The 19336-nt window shown below is 57.6% G+C and carries 12 protein-coding genes; 1 reads left to right on the top strand and 11 read right to left on the bottom strand.

All coding sequences use genetic code 11. The annotated features are described in order from the left end of the window. Nucleotides 1–54: 54 nt before the first annotated feature. Together ETAA8_RS15260 and ETAA8_RS15255 are read right to left on the bottom strand one after the other, a co-directional pair. Entirely contained in the window at nt 55–1041 is a 987-nt protein-coding gene (locus ETAA8_RS15260) for a hypothetical protein (RefSeq protein ID WP_145089788.1), read from the bottom strand. 35 nt (nt 1042–1076) lie between these two features. Continuing rightward, nucleotides 1077–1571, bottom strand: a complete 495-nt coding sequence (locus tag ETAA8_RS15255; protein ID WP_145089785.1) for a hypothetical protein — start codon at nt 1569–1571, stop codon at nt 1077–1079. A gap of 132 nt (nt 1572–1703) precedes the next feature. On the opposite strand from ETAA8_RS15255, the gene ETAA8_RS15250 reads away from it, so the two are divergent. Then, the gene (locus ETAA8_RS15250; protein WP_145089782.1) at nt 1704–2537 is read left to right on the top strand and encodes a dimethylarginine dimethylaminohydrolase family protein; all 834 of its coding nucleotides are present in this window, start codon (nt 1704–1706) and stop codon (nt 2535–2537) included. Nucleotides 2538–2540: 3 nt separating this feature from the next. Here the strand turns inward: ETAA8_RS15250 and ETAA8_RS15245 are convergent, their stop codons facing one another. The 9 genes from ETAA8_RS15245 to ETAA8_RS15205 form a co-directional block, all read right to left on the bottom strand. Continuing rightward, nucleotides 2541–4535: a PDZ domain-containing protein gene (locus ETAA8_RS15245; RefSeq protein ID WP_202921854.1), complete on the bottom strand. Its 1995-nt coding sequence runs from the start codon at nt 4533–4535 to the stop codon at nt 2541–2543. A gap of 10 nt (nt 4536–4545) precedes the next feature. Next, complete coding sequence (locus tag ETAA8_RS15240) at nt 4546–5556, bottom strand: S1C family serine protease (RefSeq protein ID WP_145089776.1); 1011 nt, start codon at nt 5554–5556, stop codon at nt 4546–4548. Continuing rightward, nucleotides 5556–7364: a S1C family serine protease gene (locus ETAA8_RS15235; protein WP_145089773.1), complete on the bottom strand. Its 1809-nt coding sequence runs from the start codon at nt 7362–7364 to the stop codon at nt 5556–5558. Before ETAA8_RS15235 ends, ETAA8_RS15240 begins: the two co-directional genes overlap by 1 nt. Further along, the gene (locus ETAA8_RS15230) at nt 7361–8614 is read right to left on the bottom strand and encodes an NPCBM/NEW2 domain-containing protein (protein ID WP_145089770.1); all 1254 of its coding nucleotides are present in this window, start codon (nt 8612–8614) and stop codon (nt 7361–7363) included. The genes ETAA8_RS15235 and ETAA8_RS15230 overlap by 4 nt, the downstream gene beginning before the upstream one ends. A 29-nt stretch (nt 8615–8643) precedes the next feature. Continuing rightward, the gene (locus tag ETAA8_RS15225; RefSeq protein WP_145089767.1) at nt 8644–9735 is read right to left on the bottom strand and encodes a hypothetical protein; all 1092 of its coding nucleotides are present in this window, start codon (nt 9733–9735) and stop codon (nt 8644–8646) included. A gap of 45 nt (nt 9736–9780) precedes the next feature. Next, nucleotides 9781–11577, bottom strand: a complete 1797-nt coding sequence (locus tag ETAA8_RS15220) for a coiled-coil domain-containing protein (protein ID WP_145089764.1) — start codon at nt 11575–11577, stop codon at nt 9781–9783. Nucleotides 11578–11684: 107 nt separating this feature from the next. Continuing rightward, the gene (locus ETAA8_RS15215) at nt 11685–14174 is read right to left on the bottom strand and encodes a hypothetical protein (RefSeq protein WP_145089761.1); all 2490 of its coding nucleotides are present in this window, start codon (nt 14172–14174) and stop codon (nt 11685–11687) included. A 39-nt stretch (nt 14175–14213) separates the two neighbouring features. Beyond that, on the bottom strand, nt 14214–16994 hold the full coding sequence (locus ETAA8_RS15210) for a hypothetical protein (RefSeq protein ID WP_145089758.1): 2781 nt from the start codon (nt 16992–16994) through the stop codon (nt 14214–14216). Beyond that, nucleotides 16991–19333, bottom strand: coding sequence for a BatA domain-containing protein (locus tag ETAA8_RS15205; protein WP_145089755.1), 2343 nt, complete (start codon nt 19331–19333; stop codon nt 16991–16993). Before ETAA8_RS15205 ends, ETAA8_RS15210 begins: the two co-directional genes overlap by 4 nt. Nucleotides 19334–19336: the final 3 nt, after the last annotated feature.

The following is a 19336-nucleotide window of genomic DNA, read 5'->3' as shown; positions in this document are numbered from 1 at the left end:
GAACCGAGCCCCTGTGGTGCCGACACTTCTAGTATAGCTCGTCGCCGGCCAGGACTAACGCCCATTGCCGGCACCGCGATAGCGATCCGCCGCTGGAACTTGACCAATTCCCGGCTGCGAATAACCGGGGGACGAATATTGGGCAGGTGGCGATTGTCCCGGTGGCACGAAGTTTGGATCGGCGATATCGACCATTTGATACTGGCCGAGTTGCTCGCGCGGAAAAGCGAAGGTCGCCCCTGCTTCGCCAAACGGTTGATTGATCTGGTAGCGAGGAACATCGAGTTGCACGCGCATTCCCTCGCCGGGCATCTGCAGTTCGACTCGATGCGGCAGCGTGACGCTGTCGACCTTGTAGTAACGCTGCTGGGAGAGCTTGGCACTTAGCATCGGTCGGCCAGCAGCATCAGCAATCTGCTGCTCCATCAGATAGCCGTGCTGCGCGTTGATGAACATGGTCCTGGTCAGGTCGCCGGCAGGCGTGGGCTGGCGAACGACGAGCTTCAGGCGGTTCTTGTCGGCAGACACCGGTTCACCAACGACGAACTCAGGACTTAACTGCACGAAGCCAAGAGCTTCGATAAACATATTCGGGTCGATGGCCAACTGCTGGCGAATCGAACTTGCCGCCAGGCGATCGTGCCGGGCGAAGAAGACGTTCGGTGGATTGCTTTGCGATGTCCAGAACCAGAGCATCTCTTCGTTCGAGCCCATGTCGACGAGCGGACCGAGAAGCGATGACGAAGCGCGGAAGCGAAGTTTGTTGGGGCGTTCAAAAGCCAGTTCGGTCGGCAAGGAAGGAATGCCTGCCAGCGATACGCTGGCTCCCTGTGACTGCAGACTATTGACGCGATTGGTGCTGGCATTGAGGGCGGCGATGAGTTCTTCTTTGGGCGGAATCGAGGAGAAGAGAATCGGCGGCGCATCTTGTTGTTGCTGCCAAGGCGAAACGAAGCCCGACCAACCTTTCCAGCGACAACCCGACGAGCAGAGAAGCCCACAACAGGCGATTGCCAAGACGATAAAGGTGTGAGGCTTCAACGGTGCATCCTTGCAGCCGAGTAACAGGCTTTGTTTCAACTTCCCGCGCCCGGCTGTTGCAATAGCTGCGACAGCTGGGCTTGTAACTCTGCCGCGCGAGCTGGTTCTGGCAACACGACGGCCACGCGATATTGAAGTTCCTTGCGGGGACAATCGAGCACTTGAATTTGCCGGCCGGAGGCGTCGGTTTCTTCCGCTTCCAGCCTCAAGACGCGACGTCGTACCAATAGCAGGGCGAGCACATAACGCAAATCTTCGCGACTGGGATCGCTCTCCAGCCCTTCGAAAAAGTCGAGCATCACATCGTGCGGTGCCCATTGCGGTTTGCGCGCGGTGGTGTCGGCCATTGTTGCTTTCCACCAGCCGAGCGCATTCTCTGGCGGACCTTTCCACTGGGCAGCTGAAATATCCTGGCGCAATACCTGCGAACCGCTCGGCAGCAATACCGAGTAGTACGTCTCGCCAGGCTGCAGTTCGCGATCGCTCGCGGCACAGCGGCGGGTAAAGCGGGAAATTTCGTAGTCGATCATGGTTACAATCAGGATAGGCCTTGGGGGCAGCGAATCGTAGAGCAAACGCCTGATTTGCTCAAGGCGAATGAATGCAGGACTTCCGCTGGCTGCCGCCGTGCTAGCGAACCGGTTTGTCTGAGGGAGTCAGCCATGAACAACGCGCCGCACATCTTGATGTGCCCAGCCGATCATTACGGGATTGAATACGAGATCAATCCGTGGATGAGCCGCAGCCGGCAAGCAGACCGTGAACTGGCCCAGCAGCAATGGCGTGACTTGAAAGCGCTGCTCGAACAAGTTGGAGCGACGATCTCGCTGCTGGAACCCGTGGCGGGACTTCCTGACTTGGTCTTCACCGCCAATGCAGCAATGATTTACCGCGACCGCGCGATTCTCGCCCACTTTCGCCACGAACAGCGACAAGGCGAAGAGCCCCTCTGCGATCGCTGGCTCAGCTCGCATGGTTTCCGAGTCGAGAAGTTACCGGATGGCCGGTACTTTGAAGGTGCCGGTGACGCTCTCTTTTGCGGCGCCACACTGCTGGCCGGATATCGCATTCGCAGCGACATTCACAGCCAGCAACTCGTGGGCAAGCTCGTCGATAGCCACGTGATTCCCGTGGAGCTAGTCGACAATCACTACTATCACCTCGATACCTGTTGCTGTCCGCTCGCTGCCGGCGAAGCCATTTGGTTTCCAGGAGCATTCGACGACTACGGCCGGCAAGCGATTCGCCAGGCAGTCCCCAAGCTGATTGAAGTCTCGGCTGAGGAGGCCCACAGCTTTGCCTGCAATGCGGTAGTCGTCGGCAAACATGTGGTGACAAATACCGGCTGCCCGCAGCTGCACCGCAACTTGCGCGCGGCCGGTTATACACCACACGAAACGCCGCTCAGCGAATTCGTGAAAGCTGGCGGGAGTGCGAAGTGCCTGACCTTGCGCCTCGATGGTGAAGAAGCAGCGAGTTGGAAAAATGCTGCCTGATGATCAAATTCGGTCCAAGGCATCGAGCCAACGAAATAGCAGCGCGTCGTCATCGGCAGTGAATTCATGGGGCTTCTCGCCCAGACTATGGACGATCACGGGAAACTTTGCCTCAGTGAGTTTCTTTTCTAGCGCTGTGACGACAGCCTTGGTTGGCGAGTTATCCGCCGCGGCCAAGAGGAGTGCGAGCCGATTCACCGGATCGGTTTCCGGAACCTTCAAGCGTGCGGGAGGAGTGGCTTCGGAAGTTGCCAGCCCACGAAAGCGGTCGCGATGTTCGAGCGCGGTGAGAAAGGCCATCGTTCCGCTCGCTTCGGCTCCGAAGATGGCCACGCGAGTAGGGTCAACGGTATAGTGCGCCATTAAGTCGTCGAACGTTTTGCGAATGAAAGCACTTTCCGTCCGATCCCACTTCTTCGGATCGGCAGACTGAGGCACGAGAATAATGGCCTGATTCTTCTCAGCCAATGACTGAAATCGCGCGGTGAGCTTATTGCGGTCGACATTGCCGGGTGGCGGTAAATAAACCAGCACACCGTGCGGAACTTGCGGATGGTAATTGTTCGGCACCAGTGCCAGGCAAAGATTTTTTTCCTCCGGCAACTTAATCTCGATGAGTCCAGTCGTCGGCGCTTCTGCCGGTGCAGGTAACTCAGGACTAACGGCCGGCGGCAGATCCTTGGGAATATCAGCCGTCAGCTTGGCGAGCGTGACGGCAGCCGTTTGCTCGGCACCATCGCGCAAATATTTCAACGTGACCTTCTTGGTCGGATCAGCGCTACTGATGAGTTGTTGCAGGGCGCTGGCGTCGGTGATTTCCTTGCCGTCGATTTCGGCAAGGCGATCGCCAGGCTTTAGTCCGGCTTCGGCGGCTGGAGAGTCAGGGAAGACGTAACGAATCGTGACGCCTCTGTCCTTCACGCCTCGCAGTGGCAACACGCCGAGTAGCGGATGCTCATAAGGAATCAGCACGTCGGTCAGTTCCGCTTCGAGCTCCACCTTTTCATCTTTTGTGTCGACCTTGCGCGAGACGGTGAGCTTGATCTTTTCGCCTGCATACTTCGGACCGAGGGCATGCTTCAACTGAGCCTGGCGCACAATAGGTTGGCCATCAATGGCAGTCACCACATCGCCCACTTTCACGCCCGCTTTGGAAGCTGGTGAATTCGGCGGTACGGCGACGATTTCTGCGGGCAATGCGTAGATATCGCCCGGCTTGAGCGAGATGCCCAGCAGGCCAGGATGAAGGTCTTTACCCGCCTTGAGGGTAGGAAGATGCTGCAGGATATCGGTCAGCGGAATGGCGAAACCTATTCCCGAGTCGTACCACTCGGCGCCCCCCAGTTCGCCACCTTGGCCTTGCGGGGAAAGTGGTGCGAGCACTCCCAAAACTCGGCCTTGAATATCGACCAGCGGACCGCCGTAGTTGATGGGCGAAATCTTGGCGTCGGTTTGAATCGCCTTGCTCCAAATCCGCTCCTTGGCACTAAGAATTCCCACTGACATGCTCACTTGACCGGCTTCGAAAGTGCGTCCGATGGCAACGGTCCACTGCCCGACTTGCATCTCGCTGCGTGGCACAGCAACCGGCACCGGCAGCTTTTCGGTCGTGCTGACTTTGAGCAGCACCAGCATGCGGGCATGGTCGCGGGCGACAATCGTCGCCGCCGCGCGAGTACCGCTGGGGAGCGACACCAGAATCGACGTCGGTTTTTGGACGAAATTGAAAGCACTGGAAATGACGTAGCCATCTTCGCTGACGATCAACCCGGTCGTCGGGCCGGTCGCGACCAGCAGCTTGCCCACGCGTTCGAGACCGCCGACCGTCTCAATCCGCACGACAGCGGGCGCGATCTTGCCCGCTGCGGCGATGATGGCGCGCTCTTCCAGTTCCGTCACATCTTCCTGCGCGGGCAAAGGCTGACCAGCAAGAGCCAGCAACGCGAAAAGGAAGAAGGAGATTTGATGGCGAATAATCATGGCGTGCGGTTCAATCATGGCCTGCGGATCACGGCTCAAGCGAGAGTTGCACTTCGACCAGTTCCTGCCCACGTTGAATCGTGAGTCGAACACCATCGACGCGGTCGATGAATGTCAGTTCTTCCACGACCTGTTTGTGCGACGGGGCGAGTTGCTCATTGACGAAGAGGATCAAATCATCGGCCCGAATTCCCGCTTTGGCAGCGGGAGACATGGGCCGCACCGATTCGACAAACGGCGGCGTCTTGGGCAGAAAATCAGGCACAAGTTGCACGCCGAGGGCAGCAAGCGTGTGCGCGTCCTTGGGTTTCTTCACAGTTTCGTCGCGAGTCGCCGAACGCAACTTGCCCGCGCGGATGTCGACGACTGCTTGGACCAGTTCGGAAACCGGAATCGCATAGTTCAGCCAGGTATTCGTTTGCGAATTTCGCAGTTCTTTGCCGAGCAGACCCGCAAGCCGACCTTTGCGATCAGTAAGTGCGCCGCCCGCAGCACCTGGGTTGTTGGTCATTGCATCGACGACATAAACCTTGCCACGATAGTTCGTTTCAAACGCGCCGCGACGTGCGGCCAGATCACTCTTGGCCGAGACAATCCCCCGGAGCACGCTGGTGGGCTCATTGCCGGCCGCGACGCCGTAAAGGTTGCTGAAGGCGAGAACGCGCTGACCCGGTTCGATCGAAACGGCTTCATCGAGGTTGAAGTGGGCCAAGTCTTGAGCGTCGATTTTGAGAACGGCGATCTCCAAACGCGGATCCATTCCCACGACCTCGGCTGGCAACTTGCGCCCATCGTCGAGGGTGGCGGTAATCACGTCCGCATCGAGGACATAGCTCCACACGGTGAGAATGTGTCCTTCGTCGCTGATCACAAAGCCGCTTTGATAAGCCTCCAACCCTTGCACGCCGCCAGCACCGTAGAGCTTAACCATGCGAGGCTGCACGTCGGTGATGACCGTCGCCAGCGACGTTTGAGCGTTGGCCAGGGGCGCAAAGAACGCGGCCACTATCAACAGGATGCAGGCAGGAAGATACTTCATTACTTGTTGGCTCCTGCATCGCCGGCCGTCAGTTGAACATCATTCAGAGTCAATTTGCCGAACACAAATTCGCCACGACGAACTTCGAGAGAGTGCGGAAATTGGCGGCCATTGACTTCGCGATAGTCGCTGAACTGGACTTCGCACGGATCCTCGTCGGCATCGGAGACCATCTCGAGCAGCGCGAGCCGTCCCGTGGCCGGGTCAAAGGCGAGCCTCATTTCGACCACATTGCGAGTCGCAATGAAGACATCGGCCAGCCCGTCGATGCCGCGCTGCGGGCCGGTGCCGTAGTAATAGACGTCGCCGAACTTCTCTGGCCCTTCGACCAGCAATTGCCGCCATAGGTGCAACGCCACCAGAAGCCCGCCGCTGCCGGAGGGGGCCAACTGTGTGTCTAGATCTTTGCTCAGGTCGAGCGTCGCTTTTTCAGCGGGGAAGACACCTTCCACCTTATCGGACGACAAGGTGATTTCGATCGCCGCATCACCGCGCGAGTGCGTTCCCTTTAACTTCCATTCGCCCGTCTGAGCGGAGAAGTCGGCACCGGCTGAAGCAGCCTTCCACACACGCTCACGATTTTGCAGGTTGAAATAGTAGTTCGCATAACCGCGGCGGGGTTGAATCAGCTTGGCAACTTCGGGCGGAGGCGGTTCTTCTTTCGGCTTTTCGGCAGCACCGGGCACCTTGGGTTTGGGCTGCTCTGGCGTAGGCTTTTTATCGCCCGGCATCTTCGGATCTTTTTCACCCGGTTTCGGTGCGGCAGCCTTGGGCTTCCTTTGCACGAGTTCCAGCAGTTCTTCTTCGGCATGCACACCTGTCAACCGCACATGCGTATCGACCGTTTTACCGTCATAGCGGTACGTGAGAGGTACACGCCAGCCTTTGGGATAAATCCCCAGCACGTTCTTGAACGCGTTAGTAGTGCCGATGGTCCGGCCGCCAAACGCGACTACTTCAGCGTCGTAGCGGAGTCCGCGACGGTAAGCATCGGAGTTTTCGAGAATATTCGAGACCAGCACGCGACCGTCTTCGCTCGTGCCGACACTAAAGCCCGCCGTCGCATGATCGACGAAGCGGCCACTCTTCAAGCAGCCGAGAAAGTGCTTGATCTGATTGATGGAGATGGCATAGCCCACGCCGACATTCACGCGGCCACGCTTCTCGAACGAGCCGCGCCCATTCACACCGATCAAGTCGCCGTTGGCATCGTAGAGGGGCCCACCGCTGTTGCCAGGGTTGATGGCAGCGTCGGTCTGTATGCAATCTGCATATTCCAGCAGTGTTCCGGCCGGATATTGATAGCGATGTGTGCCCGAAACAATGCCATGGGTAACTGTGGGCTGAAAATCGGTGGCGAGCAAAAATGGATTGCCGACTGCAAAGCACCAGTCGCCCACTTTCACCTGATCGCTATCGACCATCTTGGCCGTGGGAAAATCGTCGCGACCGAGCAATTTGATTACGGCGACGTCACCCGTCGGATCGATGCCCACAATCACGGCATCGTATAAGCGGCCATCGTTCATGCTGCATTTCATGTAGCTGCCCGCAGGCTGCACCACGTGAAAATTTGTGAGGGCATAGCCATCCGGAGAAATCACAACTCCCGAGCCGCCGCCGTTGCCGCCGTTGGCAAACACGGCGACCGCTGACTTGCTGGCTTTGGCAATTGCTTCAATCCGCTGACGTTCGGCAGAGAGAACTGGCGCTGGCACATCCTGGGCAATGACAGGCAGTGCCAACTGCACGAGCAACGTCAGGCAAGACAGGTAGCTAAAAATTGGAGCGATGCGAGCGATACTCATTTCGTGAACCTCGCATCCTGAAAATCTACCAGCGCTCCCAGTCCTTGGGCACTCAGCGGTATTGCTTGCAGGCTTACGCGATTGATGCCAGTGATATCGACCTCGATCATCAGCGGTTTTCGTTCGCCGCTCGCGGTTAATTGATGCCGGGCGAGTTCTTTGCCGTCTCCCAAGATCACCACATCAACATCGGCACCGTTCCCCTGCTTGCTGGCCAAGATCAGACCGGCGCGGAACCAGCGAAAACTTTCCGGGGTGCGATAGGTTGCCAGGCTCTTGCCCGTTAAGGCGATCGATGTCGTTACTCTGTCCGGTGAAGTACTCTGTGGCCCCGGGCGCTTCCCCGCGAGCGGACCGAACCATTCGCTGGCAGCCGCCGAGAGTCCTTTGGGAATCAGCGCGCCGGACGATTCACTCAACTCCATAGGCAACTGGGCGAGCATCGCTACATTGCCGGCGGAGAAATCCAACCGCTGGACGCGCGCGAGAGGCAATGTGAGATTCACCCCCACGGGCGTTACTGCGGTGAGTTGCGTGTCATTAATCTCGATCGACTTCAGCCGCCACTGACTGCCGCCGACATCCTGCATCCGCAAGTTGGCTGCGGGAAGTTCACGCTTCACAGGCTGAAAGAAAATGACCCCCTCCAACTTCTCGCGCTTCACATCCACTTTGTCGCCATCAAAATCGAACTTCACACTCTCGGGAGTGATTTGCAGCACAGTTCCTTCGAGTTCATCGAGCGTCAAAGTGGTCAGGGATTTGGTTTGGCCATTTTCTTCCACTTCGCGTGTCGCAGTTTTGCGGAGCACCAGCACATCGCCCGAGCGCGAGCCCGCGAGGATTTCGTTCCAGGCGGGATTCAGTTCGGAGCCATGTGGATCATGAAAGCGGACGGCGCGAATCGAGCGCGAGGGAATGTCAGAGAGTGTATCGCCGCCGAGCAATTCAATCGTTGCTTTGCCACTGAGTGTGGCCAAACTGGCAGCGGCGAGTTGCGAATTATCGAGCAGTTCGATCCAAACGCGGGCTGACTCTTGTTCAGGCTTGGAGCCGGGAAAATCGACGGCAAGCACTTCGGGGGCCGGCAGGGTTTGCTCACCTGTCGCGGTGGCGATCGTGATTTTCTCAGCCGAAGCAGCGACTAGTTGCCCGCGAATCTCGTCGCCACGCAATAACTTCACCTGCACGTCCACAGCCGGAGCAGCGGCCACGAGGCAGAGCATCGAACAAACAGAAATGATCCCCATGAGCAGTCGTGTACCCTTCTACTACCAGCTTACTTCACGCCATCCTGAGCGAGGCGTTTAAAATATTCTTCGATCGTTTCGCGAAAGTGAGCGGGTAAGTCCCGGCCAATCTGCTGCAGTACTTCCTGCCGTTCTTTCGGTGGCAAATTTCCCCAGCCATCCTTCTTGCCGATGTTTTTCGAATCGACATTGCCTGGACCTTTCAATTCGGCAGCCTGGCTGTCTTGCATCGGGCTCGAGGGCATCGGCGAACCACTGCCGCTACCCGATGCTTGCTGCTGTTGTTGCTGTTGCTGTTTCTCCATTTCTTCGATCATTTTTTCGAGCTTAGCGATCACCTGCTCTTCTTCTTCTCGCACCTTCGTGCCGGCGCGGCCCAAATCGAGGCGACGGCGAATATCGTCCATCAAGCGGGCGACTTCATCGAGGGAGTCGACCTTCAGCGGCTTGATGTCGGCTTCCATCAGGCGGGCGATGGTGGCGTAACGGCGCGGAATCGTGGATTCGTTTTCCAGCAGCAGGGTAACGTTCTTCAGGCAGTTGTCTTTCTCCAGCAGGCGATGCTGACCGAGGGCTTGGTAAAACAGCAGCGAAGCTGGGTCGGCAACATCAGCGGGGTTGAGCCCACGGAGTTGCGCGAGCGCTTCGTCGATCAAGTTGTTCTGGGCGAGCCAGCGGGCCACGACGAGGCGCAGATTCGCACGGACAAAGAGCGGGACACTCTCGTCCAACAAAATCGTCGCGGCGGGAATTTTGGCAGCGGCGGCCGGCTGTTGCGTCAGGTGGTAAATCGCGGATGCTTCGGGTTCGAGAACGGCGAGGGAGGCGGCTACTCGATCGAGCACGTCGCTGGGATCCAGAACGATGGTATCGTCAGGCCAGAGCGCCGAGACTTTGAGCTTTTGGGTCTCATCAGCTTTGCGCGCGTTAAGCAGATCGTCGAGTTGCTTCTTCACTTCCGCTGTTGTTGGAGGAGACCAACTGGCCTTCTTTTGCAGTTCGTTGGCCGCTTCGTCGGAACCCCAACTGAGCGCGGGAGCAGCGACGAACGTCATGAGCCCGAGCAGCATGGCCCCCAGCAAATGGTTTGATCTTGGCTGAGGGCAAGCGAGATGGTGCATGGGAAGTCCTCCGGCAGTATTCGATGAACGCGGTGTAACCGGCGTCTACTTATTCTTCTCAAGGACGATGTCGCGGGTAATACCGAAAATCTCTTTTTGGCGATCCGCCAGGGCTTTGAGCGCTGCCAACAGGTCGGCACTTTCGGCCTGCCCGACGACGTCTTGATCGTCCTCCAGCAGCCGCGAGTAACGGACGGTTCGCTTGTTGACTCGCTCCTGCAGCGACTTGATCATCTTGAGCTCGGCGATCTTATCGACCAGGGGCTGCTCTTGTTCCTGTTGTTGCTGCTGCTGTTGTTGCTGTTGCTGCTTCTTTTGCTCTGCATCTTGCTGAGCCTTCTCGAGGGCCGCGATCATTTCTTCGAGCGACGAAATAATGTCTTCTTCGAGGCCGATGGTAATGTCGTCGATCTTGGTCTCAGCCAGCCGCTCCGAGACCTGCAGCATGTCTTCTTCCATCTGCTCGACCGTAGCAGGAAACGCGATGCTGGAGCCTTCTTCTTGCAACAATGTGAGGGCCTTGCGGGCTTCGACGGCGATCTTCCGTTCGTCAAAGCCGAGGCGGCCGGATTCCACGACAAATTGATCGCTGCGATTGGCCGCTACAACTTGATCGAGCCGACGAGTGCTCTCGTAAACCTTCAATTGCATTTCCAGCATTTTGCGAAAGCGGGCTTCGAGGGCCGCCAAAGTTCGCTGCACCTCTTCCTCGCGCAATTGACGCAGGATCTCTTCGAGTTCAGCCTTGGCCTTTTCGAGTTCTTCTTTCGCCTGACGCTGCTCTTCTGCCGACTCTTTGCGTTTCGCTTCGGCCAACTTCTTCTGGGCCGCTTTCATTTTCTCTTCGGCTTGTTCGAGTCGTTTGCGAGCGGGGTTTTCTTGCTTGGCCTGCTGTTGTTGCTGCTGATCTCCAGATTTTGAATCGCTTTGTTCACCGGGCTTTTGTTCACCGGGCTTTTGTTCACCGGGATTTTGTTCACCGGGCTTTTGTTCACCGGGCTTTTGCTCACCGGGCTTTTGCTCACCAGGCTTCTGCTCACCAGGCTTCTGCTCACCAGGCTTCTGCTCACCAGGCTTCTGCTCACCAGGCTTTTGCTCACCGGGCTTTTGCTCACCAGGCTTTTGCTCACCAGGCTTCTGTTCGCCTGGTTGTTCTTCGCCCGGCTTCTTCTCTTCGGATTCGTCGTCGGCTGGCTTGGGCGGGCTACCTTCTTCGTTCTCTTTGATTTTCTTGGCGAGATCGCCGGTGCGACCGCCTAGGTTTTCCTGTTCCTTGGCAACACGCTGCAGATCAGCACCACCCTCGGTCTGGCCTTCGAGCGATTTCTGCAACCGAATCAGCCGTTCGACTTCTTTGATGTATTCCTTGATCCGCTGCTGTTCGCTCTTGAGGCGATCGCTGCGGTCTTCACTCATCAGCAGATCGAGCAGCGACTTCAGATCGGTCTGCACTTGCGACTGACCATCAAGGGCCCGCTTGAGTTGCTTTTGGCCGAGCAGTTTGACCACCGACTCAAGTTGAGTCTTGGTGAGCTTTTCTTTCGACTGCTCAACGGCCCGCAACAGCAGTGCGGCGCGGCGAGGATTGCTGCCTCCCTCGAGCGACGACATCTTCAGCAGCAACTCTTCCAGCCGGGCATATTTGCTAGCGAGTCGCTCTTGCTCAAGTGCCAGGTCATCGTTGACTGCTGGCGTACCAGGAGATGCTGCCTCTTTGGGCGCGGGTTCTTCCTGGGCGATGAGAACTGCCGGCAGCAGGCCGAGCATCCATAGACCGAGGGGAATGGCCAGACCGGCCATTGCTGGCCAGCGAAACCGGGTAGCTGAGGTTCCTGCCGTCATTTGTACCCCTCCTAAACTGGAATCGTCCAGACCTTCGTTGTACCGCTTTGTGAGCGATATTTCCAACGATTTACCGGACTTTACTGCCCACCGCCTGCTGCAAATCGCTACTTCAGATCTTCGAGTGCCTGGCGACGTCGTTCCTGTTTGGTGCGGTCGATCAGCTTTTCCTGATCGCCGAGCAAGTCACGAACAATATCGAGCAATTCGTTAAAAGTTTCTAGATCAAGCATCTTTTGCAGGACGGCATCGAGCTCGGCAATCGTGTCAGTAGCCTCCTGCAAAGCTACATCGGCCAGCTCGGGCGAGTCGGTCGACATAGGCGGCAGCTTGCCGAGGGCTGCTTCGAGCGTCTGCAATTGGCCGTCCAAGGCCGGGAACGAAGTCTGGCAAATGGCCTGAAGCGGGTCGGAAATCTGTTCCTTGAGACGCTTTTTGCGGTCTTCGGTATCGACCCGGTTATTGATCAATTCCTCACGGATACCTGCGAAACCGACGGCCACGCCCAACGTTTCCTGTCCAGACTTCTGACTCTGCTGAAACGCACGCTGAACGCGAATCAGCCGAAGTTCTGCCCGGGCCTTTGCTAGCTCTTCCGGCGATTTCGGCTTGTCGCCGTTGTCGTCGGAGCGGACTTCTTCGGGATCGGGCGTGCTGGCTGCCATCGGTCCCAGGCTGGCTTTGACTCGCAGGAGCGAATCGCGGAGTTGATTCATTTCCTCAATGATCTGCTCCATGCGCCGCCGCAAGCCAAGCTCGCGGACTTCGAGCTGCTGCAGCAGTTCTTCGGGGGTGACCACATCCAGCGAATAGATCTGGCCGGTCCCTTCATGCGGATCTTTGCCGTAGAGATTGAAACGATCCTTGGCTTTCACGCTCAGGATCAGCTTGCCTTTGGGCTGCAATTCAAAAGCCTTGTCTTGCGAGCGAAGCGCGCGGAAATCGAACTCCTGCTCAACCGCTCCACCTTTGCCCAGCGTGAACGGCAGCGACCGCGGATCGGCGCTGTCAGCCGTTTGCAACTGCAAGCGAGCCACCGAGCGAACTTGATCCTTGGATCCTTGCTGCTCGACACCGTAGTCATCGTTAATCGTCCCCTGAATCGGAATCAGCACGTTGGGCGTAACGGCCGAGCCAATACCCTTGAGAGTCACCTCAATCTGCGGTGGCTGATCTTCGATGGTCGACAGGAAGACCCGGTGAGGCTGTTCCGTGGTGACGCCGTCGGTATCGACGAGCGAAACCTCAAGTGCCAGGTTCTTATCCAAGCTGGGAACCTGACACGAAAATCGTGACGGATCGCTCGAATTCAACTGGCCACTGTAGTTCCACACAATGTCTTTGGCTTTTTTGCGGTCGGCTTCTAGTTCCGACTTGGCCAGGGCATCCGCTTCCTTCTTCGCTTCTGGATCGATGATGGTCGCTGATTGTAGATTTTTGCTGGAGCGGAACTTCAAGGTGACTTGCGTTCCGGCAGGCTGGAACTCGCCCGACGGCAAGTACGCCTTATCAAGCTTGGGGAGATAGCTGCTGGTGGCTTCGTCCTGAATGTAGGGCGGATAGACAAGATCGAGCAGCGTTTCAACGACCGCGGGGCTCTCGACGACTTCGATGACGTAGTCGCGCACCCGGTGATCGTAGCCGACAACATCAAACTCCAGCGTCGAGATGATCCCCTTGAATGGCTTCTCTTCAAGCCAGAAATTGCGGTACGAACCTTGGTCACGGAATTGTTGCATGCCGACGCGGCCGCGTTCGGCACGTACACCTTCGCGGGCGCGGCTGTTGTAATAGACGGTGCAGAACTGCGGCACCAGCTTTGCATCCGGAGGGAGCTTAGCCTTTACGCGCAAGGTGATGTTGGCCCCTTTAGCGACCTTGAGGTGGTTCGACTTGTCGAACTCCATCGTGTGCGGGCGAGGTGCCGGATCTTCGGCGGACGGGGTGCGTTGCACATCGATGCCAACGATTTCAATCTGAGCCTGCCGCGGCCAGGCCACATCTTGCAACAGCAGCAGGCGATTGGCGGCAGTTCCCAACTCTTGCGGGCGAGCGACGGCAAAGCCGGCTAGAGAAAGGATCAAGCCGATGGCCAGCAGAATGAGCAAAGTCAGGCGTGCCAGGTTGAAGACAGCGCCGTAGCGCACGTTTGGTAACATCTGCCGCGCAGCGTTCGAAGTGCGGGCAAACATCTCGGTATTGAATTCCACTTCGTCTGGATGCCGCTGACTCAGCTCGACGGAAGTCATCAGCGTATCGTTGAAGTCGGTGAATCGCCGCTCGAGGAGCATGGCCATGCTTTCATCGGCGAGGGGGACGAATGCCCGCTCGCCGATCCAGCGATAGAAGATATAGCCACAGCCGCCGGCAATCACCAGCAGCATGACCGCGCGGGCTGCGAGGGGCATTTCACTCGCGCCGACGATCACGGGCAGATAATCGAGCGCCAGCGCGAGCCAAAACGTGAGCGCCACCCATATGACCGCCAGCGCCAAACCTTCTAGCCAAACGTACAGCCTGATCCGCGTGCGCAGACCGGCCAATACCGACCGGACATCGTCGGCGAGTGGCATCGTGGTGGCAGTGGTGCTGGTCATATTCGGTTAGTCCCGGGCTGATGCCGGGGTTTCATTTTTTTAAGCCAGTTTGCTCAAACGGCGGAAGAGCCATTCGAGGCAGAGCGCGCCACAAATCAGGCCCATGAGCCAGGTCATAAGAACGCGATCGAAAGTTCGGTCAGGAGTCCCTGGCAGTACATTTCGTTGATCTTGCGGCTTAATCAGCTCCACCAGCGACTTCGTTCCTGCGGACTTGCTTTGCAGAGCAGCATCGAGGCCGACGAAATACTGCCCGCCCGTGCGGTCGGTCATTTCGCGCAGCACTTTGTCATTCCGCTCCGGCTTTTCGGTTTCGAGGGCAGGCATACGAACGCGCACGTCACGCACCAGGAGAGAATCGGCGGCAGCCGGATGCTGAAGCTGGATTTGATAATCTCCTTCTTGCAGGGCGATGAATTGCTCGGTGAAGGTTCCTTGGCGATCCGCGTCCTTCGTCTTGCGCAACGTGATCGGAATGCGAGTGCTGTCGGGCTGAATGATGGTCGCAGCGACTTGCTCAGCCTGCAGCGGTTTGAACTGGGCATCTTGCAACACCGCGCGGATGGCAATCGGGTCGCCCAGCAGCGCGCGGTCTTTGTCCGTCAGCAACACGCCTCGGCTGGAGTCACGCAGGCGGCGACCTTCCGAAACCCAGCGGAGGAGCCGCGTGTAGAACGTTTCAAAGTAGACGTCGTTTTCGGCCCGCACGCGCCACAACTCGCCGCTGGCCATGAAGAAGACTCGTCCCGAGCCGTAGAAATGGCCAGCAAAGTACACGGGCAATTCGTTATCGAGGGCCGTGTCTGGATCGCTGAAGCGGGCATAAACCCGGGCACCGGGCTTGGGATCTTTGATGGCGTAGTAGCCGTATACACCGGCGAAATCATCCCAGGCTCGCTTGTTGGCTTCCGCTGTTTCGTCGATCCAGAGGAACTCCGCTTCTTCACCCTCGCGAGAGAAATTAAGCGGCCAGGCCTTATCGGAACCGAAACGTCCCAAGCTGAGGGTGGCTGAGCCCTGGAAATAGAAGGAGATGGGATAGAGGTTCTTGATCGTGTCGATCCGCGGATCGCCCCGTCGTCGGCTGGACCATTGAGGCGTGAAGACCGGCCCAGCGACCACAATCAAACCGCCACCTTTTTCCGCCACGAAATCTTCTAGCAATTGCACCTGCTTGTCGTCGAAGGCTTCCCAATCGGGATCGAAGGCGACGATCGCATCGTACTCGAACAGTTCGTCCGGATCGGTCGGGAACGAAGTCAGAATCTCGTGCGCATCCTGTGAGATGCCGGGACGAGCTGATTGCAGTAGTACGTGGACCGTCGACTCTTTATCGCGAAACAATTGATTTCGAAGAAAGATAAAGTCGCGCGTTGGACCGCCAGCAATCAGCAAAACCTTTGTCTTGCGGTCGACAATCTCCACCTTGGCGGTTTTCTCATTATCCCGCTTTTCGATTTCACCCGTTTGCGGTGCAACACGCAACTTAAAGAGACGAACCCCTTCTTCCTCGGGCTTCAGTTCGAATTTGACCGGGATGATCTGGCCCGCCTTCCCAATATCGATGGTTTGCTGGTCTTCGACCTGCTCACCCTTGCCTTCGACATCGGTCGAGACGAGTTCCGCCGTCAGCGCCGTTTGGTTCAGCCCGACACCCTGCACGTAACCGCTAATGGTGAACTTATCGCCGGGAAAGACCTTTTCTGGTGCTTCCAAGTCGACGACGCGGATGTTCGCTGGGCGTTTATCGGAACCGAGCCCGATGCCATGCACGCTGATGAGTGAATCGGCCGCGACAGTGGAAGCTACCGAGACATCGAGTCCCGCATTTTGACCGCCATCGGAGAAGACCACAATCGCAGCAATGGGGCCGCCCCGTTCTTTGTCGACCAGCGCCTTCAGATTGTCACCCAGGCGCGTTTCAACGCCGCGAGGAAGCAACTGATTGGCCCAATCGATGGGGGGCAACTCAGCCTGCTTCTCAGTTCCTTGTGTGGGCGAGCTGACCTTGGGCTCGCTGAGGCCGAGAATCGCACCGATGCTGATATCGGGATGCAGCAAGTTCGCGGTGCCGAACACCACGGCGGCGATGATCAGGCAGACGACGCTCACCAGCAGCGAATAGGCATTTTGTTCCGCGCCCGCTTTGCGTTGGGCGAGAGATTGAGCAGTAGTAGCGCGGCCCCAGATGAGATAAATCACGCCGGCGAGAACCGCGACAGCTAGAATCCCGGCAGCAATCAGCGCCAGTTTGCGTGCGCCGGCTAACGACGCGAGTAACTCCTGCTGCGGCGTTTGATTTTCAGCACCGGCCTGTTCGCTGGGGAGTTTCGGTAGAGAGGCAACTTCTACGGGCGATTCCGCAGCGTCGAAGCGATAGACGACCACATCGTGCTGCTTGCGCAACTCGGGCAAGAGTTGCCCGCTCTTCAATTCGAGCACGACTTGTTCCAGCCTGCTCGGCATCGCCGGAACGGACGTGGAATCGGCATCGCGCAGTCCCATGCTCTGGCTGGTATCGACCAGCAGCAGTGCCCGCGAGTTCTTGACGATCGTCTTTTGTGTCCGCTTCTCAAGTTGAAAGAAGAACAGCAGAATGCCGAGCAGCGCGAACAGTCGCAGTCCGCCGAGCAGAATGGCCAGAGCGGTCGTTAATTCGACGCTATCCTTGCGATACATCCAGACGACGTAACTGACGATGGCCGCGATCACCCCGATCAGCAGCAGCCATTGCCACCACTCCGAGAGTGACTGCAGTCTTGCCAGTTGGTAATACACCCCGCTGTTGGCGTCGGCAGCGAGAAGCGCGGGAGCAATCATAAGCGGCTTGCTCCGGCGATTCGTTGGAAGGGGTGAAAACTCGTCGAATAAGCCAAGGCCTGTTCACCAATCAGCAAGCTGACCAGCAACCCCATGACGAACAGACTTAAGTTGTAGCCGGAGGCCACTGCCTCGCCCTGTTGATATTGTTCCGCAATGTGATGCGAGGCGCGCACGGGTTCAATCGTCTTAAGCAAGGCATCTCCACTCAATCGCGCCAGATTCCCTTCTTCGGGCTCGACGTTCAGCGCCCAGCGCCGCAGGTCGACATCTCCCTTGAGCGAAATGGGCCAGGCTTCATAAACACCAGCGAGATCGGTTTGGGTATTGCGGCGGCCGTCGAGCACTCCGCCACCAATTCCGGAATCGAGTTGATCGCCATCCTTCTGCGCAATCTGAGCCACCTTGAAGCGAGTATCTTCTTTCTTGCCAGGCAGTACGAAACTGAGATCAGTCCGATATTGACTGGCAGGAAGTTGCAAATCGAGTGGCGTGCCGACCAGGCGCGGATCATCGAGCCGTCTGGGATTCGCCAGGTGTGATTGCAACTTGAGCGCGAGAACCACAAAGCTGGGGTTCTTCGCCCAGTCGTTCCACTTAGGAGCAGCCGTCGTCAGGGCGAGCACTACTTTCCCTTCGCCGAACTGCTTCTCGACAAAGAGCGGGCTCCGATCGCGAAGGCGAGCAATGACTTCGGTGCCACTTTGGGGCGAAGGTTTCCAACTCGCGAGCAAGCGGCGAAAGCGATAAACGGTCACGCCTCGAATCAGCGGATTCGCTTCATCGAGGAAGAAGTTGAAGATCGGATGCTTTTCCAAATCGAGGTCCGGTGTTTGACCATCGATGTCTTCGCCCAAGACAGCTTCGTCTCCGAGTGGTGCGGGGAGCATCCCCTGGCCATCTCGATACAGGCTGCGGTTGTAAAAGTCGGTAAGGACATCGGGGCCGGCAAAAATTGCCACGCCGCCGCCGCCACGTACATACGCCTCCAGCGATTCCACCGCGCGGCCATCGAGGCGCGGCACATCGAGCAGATAGATGGTCGAATAGGCATTCAGAGTTTGGGGCGTCGCATCACGCAGGAACGACACCGGCTGAATATCGGGACGAATGCCTGTGTTGGACTTTTGCAGCGGACGAAAGCCAACTTCTAGGTAATACGCATTTAGTTGCTCGGTCGTACCATCGACAATCAAAGTCTTCTCGCCGTCCGGAAAATTGACAACACACCAGCAGCGATTATCGGCCTCGATCGGATCCTCAGGTAAGATAGCTTCGACGACATGCTTGCCCGGCTTCTCGTAAAAAACTTGCACGCGGCGGGTGATCGTCTCGCCGGGGCCAATGTCGTCGATGAGCAGGGTCGCGATTTCCTCAGTCGTACTGCCTAGTTGTTCGGGACTCGGGCCGCTGGCCGAGGCCTCTTCGTAGGTGGTCGAGCGGACTTTCACTTGCACTTTGCTCGCAGGCTTAGTGCCGTGATTCCGCACGCTGATGAACACGAACAGCGGAACGCCGGCTGCGCGGGTTTCGTCAGCGGGGGAAATATCGACGATGCCTAAATTGGCCGTGGAACTGCGGGCACAATCGACGAGGTGAATCTCACCGCCCAACTGTTGAATATCGAGGAACGCTTGACGCAAATCTTTCGGGCTTTCCCAGTCCTTCTCGCGGAAGTCGGAAAGCAGATAGACGATGCTGGTCTCGTCGCGCCCTTGTCCCATCAATTGTTTGATAGCCTGCAGCGATTCGAGGGGTGACAAAGAAAGCGCTGTGGGCTCGAAGAGCCGCTGCTTTTGTTCCAGGGTTTCGTCGAAGGCCGCATTCAGCACTTCGGCATTGAGATCGGCCTGGCTCGTGGCGCTTGTTTTTGTCTCAGCTTCGGCGTCGGCCTCATTCGCCGATTTCACTTGCGAAAAGCGAATGAGAGTTAATTTCTGCTGGCCATCTTGCTGCCCCGCGCGAGTGACGATCGACCGAGTTACCTGGCGAGCCAGATCGAGCGCGCTGGCACCGGCTACGCGGTCCGACATCGAGTAACTGTCATCAACCACGATGTAGTGGTGAGTCACCTTGCCACCAAAAATTGCCAGCCATTGATCCTGCGTCTTCAACTGAGCCAGCATCGCCACAATCAGGGCAATGATCGTCATCCGCGATAGGAGCAACAGCAGTTGCTTCAGCCACACCCAGGTGCGGTGCTTCTTGTAGCTCTGCAGCAAAAACTCCATGGCGGCCCATTGGACGCGCTTGTGCCGCATCATGTTGATCAAATGGATCAACAGCGGCAGAATCGCCAGCAAAAAACCGCCAATCAGAGCTGTGTGGACGAATTGCATCGC

It is taken from the genome of Anatilimnocola aggregata, assembly GCF_007747655.1.
Lineage (GTDB): Bacteria > Planctomycetota > Planctomycetia > Pirellulales > Pirellulaceae > Anatilimnocola > Anatilimnocola aggregata.
Note: the sequence above shows the minus strand (reverse complement) of the source record. Positions and strands in the feature narration are given on the sequence as shown.